General features: G+C 36.9%; 3 protein-coding genes. 1 reads left to right on the forward strand and 2 read right to left on the reverse strand.

What is annotated here, in order from left to right; translation table 11 throughout:
* Nucleotides 1-124: 124 nt before the first annotated feature.
* Nucleotides 125-1,147, reverse strand: coding sequence for a S66 peptidase family protein (locus B2V92_RS02620; protein ID WP_293304584.1), 1,023 nt, complete (start codon nucleotides 1,145-1,147; stop codon nucleotides 125-127).
* 659 nt (nucleotides 1,148-1,806) lie between these two features.
* Nucleotides 1,807-1,968 (reverse strand): hypothetical protein, encoded by a 162-nt coding sequence (locus tag B2V92_RS02625; protein ID WP_293304585.1) that lies wholly within the window; start codon nucleotides 1,966-1,968, stop codon nucleotides 1,807-1,809.
* Between the two features lie 328 nt (nucleotides 1,969-2,296).
* On the opposite strand from B2V92_RS02625, the gene B2V92_RS02630 reads away from it, so the two are divergent.
* Nucleotides 2,297-3,595: a DEAD/DEAH box helicase gene (locus tag B2V92_RS02630; protein ID WP_293304586.1), complete on the forward strand. Its 1,299-nt coding sequence runs from the start codon at nucleotides 2,297-2,299 to the stop codon at nucleotides 3,593-3,595.
* The last annotated feature ends 101 nt before the right edge of the window (nucleotides 3,596-3,696 follow it).

Below are 3,696 nucleotides of genomic sequence, written 5' to 3' on the forward strand. Positions count from 1 at the left end.
AGATTGCTTCGTCGTTCCTCCTCGCAATGACGAGTTTCTTAAAAAACTTTAATGGGTTATTTAGCTCAACTATATAGACCCTGAAATAAATTCAGGGTGACGATCGGGTAGGTGGTAGACCAAGCTAAACCGTCCTTAACACCGTACCCGTTTCATTCACGATCAATGTGTGGTTTACACCACATTTTAAGGCAAAATTATTCCGTTGGTGACCTACAGGAAAATCAAAGGCGATGGGGTAGTTGTATTCCTTAACTTTTTCCATAACGATTTCGTAAACAGTTTTACCGAATTCTTCTCCCGCATCATCAGGTTTTACTTTAAAGCCACCCACAATTAAGCCTTTTAGGTCCTTCAGTTTATCCGTACGCTTTAAATTCCACAACATCCTGTCAATACTATAAAGGTATTCGCCTGTATCTTCGATGAAAAGGATTTTATTTTTGGTGTCAAGATCAGAGTTGCTGCCTGCCAGTGTTTCGATAATGCTCAGGTTACCACCAACTAAAATGCCATCTGTTTTTCCTATCCGGTTATTGATATTGATAGGAGCGGTGTAGCCCATCTGTTCGCCGATTAAAGCATTTTTGATGGAAAGAATGGTTTCAATCTGTATGGGTTCGGCCTTGCTCCAATCGTCGGGAAAGCTGTTGCACATTTTGGAATGAATGGATGCAATGCCATAGTTTTTGACCAAATGGCAATGTAAAACCGTAATATCGCTAAAACCGATAATCCATTTTGGGTTTCTTTTAAAAGAAGAGAAATCAAGCTGATCGATAATCCTTACAAAACCATAGCCACCACGGGCACACATAATCGCTTTAATATTGGGATCATCAAGCATTTTCTGGAAATCTATCAACCTTTCTTCATCATTTCCGCCATAAGTAAAATCGCGTTTGCCAATGGTATCGCCAATTTTGATGTTAAAACCCCAGCTTTGCATCTGTAAAATGGAAGGCTGTACCTGCTCCAATGTAATATAACCCGCCGGACTGGTTACTCCGATGGTATCGCCAGGTTTTAAATAAGGTGGGGTTTTAAATGACGAATTTTCATTTTCTACCGTATTGGCCAAAGTTTTAAATGCCGGAAGTATTGTTGCAGCAGCAATAAATGAGGAAAGAAAATGTTTTCGGTTCATTTAAAATGGGGTTGTTATGTTGATCTTGCTAAGATATGATTTAAAATATTGGCATAAAAGAAAAGGGATTTATATCCATAAATCCCTTTTTTAAACCAAACAAATTAATCTGTAAAAGATTAGTATAATGTGAATTATATAGATAACCACGTTTAAAATAAAATGTTTTGAGATTTATAAAAAAAATATTGATCAGGAAAGAATATGGTTCCTTACAATTAAGTTTATGAATTATACTAAATTCAGTGTCGTCACCCTGAATTCATTTCAGGGTCTATCTTACAGAAAGAGTGCTGACCACGAAGTAGCTATTAGATCTTTAAAAATAATAAAACGGTTAATAAAATAAATCCGATAGCTATCGGATCAGGATGATAATCGTGAAAGTAAATAAACAAAAAAATAACTGCCAATAACAGTACTCGACTAAAAGATTCTTCGCTGTGCTCAGAATGACAGTAGGATTGAAAAGTTAAAGGCTATCCCTCGCGGATAGCCTTTGCTAACAACAAAACAAATATAAGATAACCAAATCTTACCTGATTGAGCAGAATCAGGTAAAGTGCTATGAGATACACTTTGCGGCCTAGTAATGGATTCGAACCATTGTAGAGGGTTTATGAAACCCCAACCTTCCAATCGGTCAACTGGCCATGTTTTTATAATTGTTTTAATGCCAAATAATCCCTCAATTCTAAAATCTGTTCCTTAATTAATCTATCTTCGTTTTTTAAATATTCATGCTCATCATTCTCCTGTTTTAGAGGATAGGTAAGGGCCTGATATTCATCTATACTGGGATATTGAAAATAGATTGACATGATTTTAGCGTTTTAATTGTTCGACATTGTTTTTCTTTATGATTAATGTTGAGCAAATATAGAAATAAGTATATAATATCTATAGATTTAGTAGTATTTATTTTTAATAAATTTGTAATTTATTCATTTCCAGCTGATTATTTTTTATCATAATCGTAATTTGATAGCTTAAATGAGCTTGTTACTCTGATTTTAGCCCTTAAAATAATTGATCCATTACGTCAAATACCTTTAGTTAAGGGGGAATCGTTAAGCCGGCTTTAAATTCAATTTCAGAAAAGCTAATTATTTTAAGGATATTTGTATTTCAATCAATAAAAAAGTAACTGTGTCTTTAGATAAATTAAAACTTAGCAAACCACTTGTAGCGGCCATGACGGATGCCGGATTTTTAACTCCAAAAGAAATCCAGGCCAAAACCATGTCGCGTATTTTAGGTGGTCAGGATGTTATAGCGGTGGGGCCGGAGGGTTCGGGAAAAACAACAACCTATGTTTTAGCTACTTTAATGAAATTGAAGTATGCTTTTGAAGAAGCACCAAGGGCTTTGATTTTAGTGCCGGATGCAGAACATGTGGATCACGTATTGGAGCAGTTTAAACTATTGAACCGCAACAATACCTTCAGGATTTTGGGAATCGATAGCCGTGGCGCGGTTGACGCACAGATGAACGAAATAACGGATGGCTGCGATATTATTGTTGCAGTTCCGGATAGGGCACGTGCTTTATATTTAAAACTGGCACTGAATACCAATAAAATCCAGTTGTTTATAGTGGATAATGCCGAATTGATCGTGAAAAAGGGTTTACAGCTACCGGTTGTAGAGTTGGCCAACAGTGCTTATAAATCACAGCATGTGGTATTTACCGAGGTAATGCACGAAAAACTGAACCACATGATTTCCCCTTTCATGAAAGATTCTGCGGCGACAGTTGAAGTAGATGAAATAGGCGAAAAACAAGCCGAAGTTTATCCGCAGATGTTGTATCAGGTGCCTAATTTCCGTACCAAACTGAACCTGCTTACCTTATTACTGAATGATACCGAGGTTTTTGATAAAGTAGTGGTTTTTGTAAACACAAGGTTAACCGCACAAACGGTATATAAAAACTTCAATCATAATAAAGAAGGAGAGATCAGTATTTATCGTTCGTTGTTTTTTGATGATAAGGGTTATGATGATATTGAAGACTTTAAAGATAATCCAGATGCAAGGGTTTTAATCGTTGCGAACGAAAACCTTGGAGATTTAAATATTGAGGGAATTCCGATTATCTTACACTTAGAACTGCCTGAGCAAAAAGAAACCTTAATTCAGCGTATCGTTAAACATGGTGAGGAAGAAGTTGTTGCAATTACTTTTTCTACAGATATCGAGCTGATCGAGGTGAAGAAAATTGAGCAGGCCATTGGGCAAAAACTTGAAGTGATGGAACTGCCGGAAGATTTAAAAGTGGTTGATGCAGCGGCTAAACCTAAGAAAAAGAAAACCGGTGATGAAGATGAAGAAAGTGAGCGCGGTGCAGCTTTCCACGAAAAGAAAGCCAGTAACTTAAAAAATTACAATTACAGCGCTGGTACAAAAGCAAAGATGACCTATAAAAAGAAAAAGGGATTGTCTTAACGGGTAGTTCCTCACGCACGTGGTTTTGCACATCGTCACCCTGTCCCGAACCTTCGGGATCAGGGTCTATATAGCGAGGAAGATCCTGAAACAAGTTCAGG

Source organism: Pedobacter sp. UBA5917, from assembly GCF_002432345.1.
Lineage (GTDB): Bacteria > Bacteroidota > Bacteroidia > Sphingobacteriales > Sphingobacteriaceae > Pedobacter.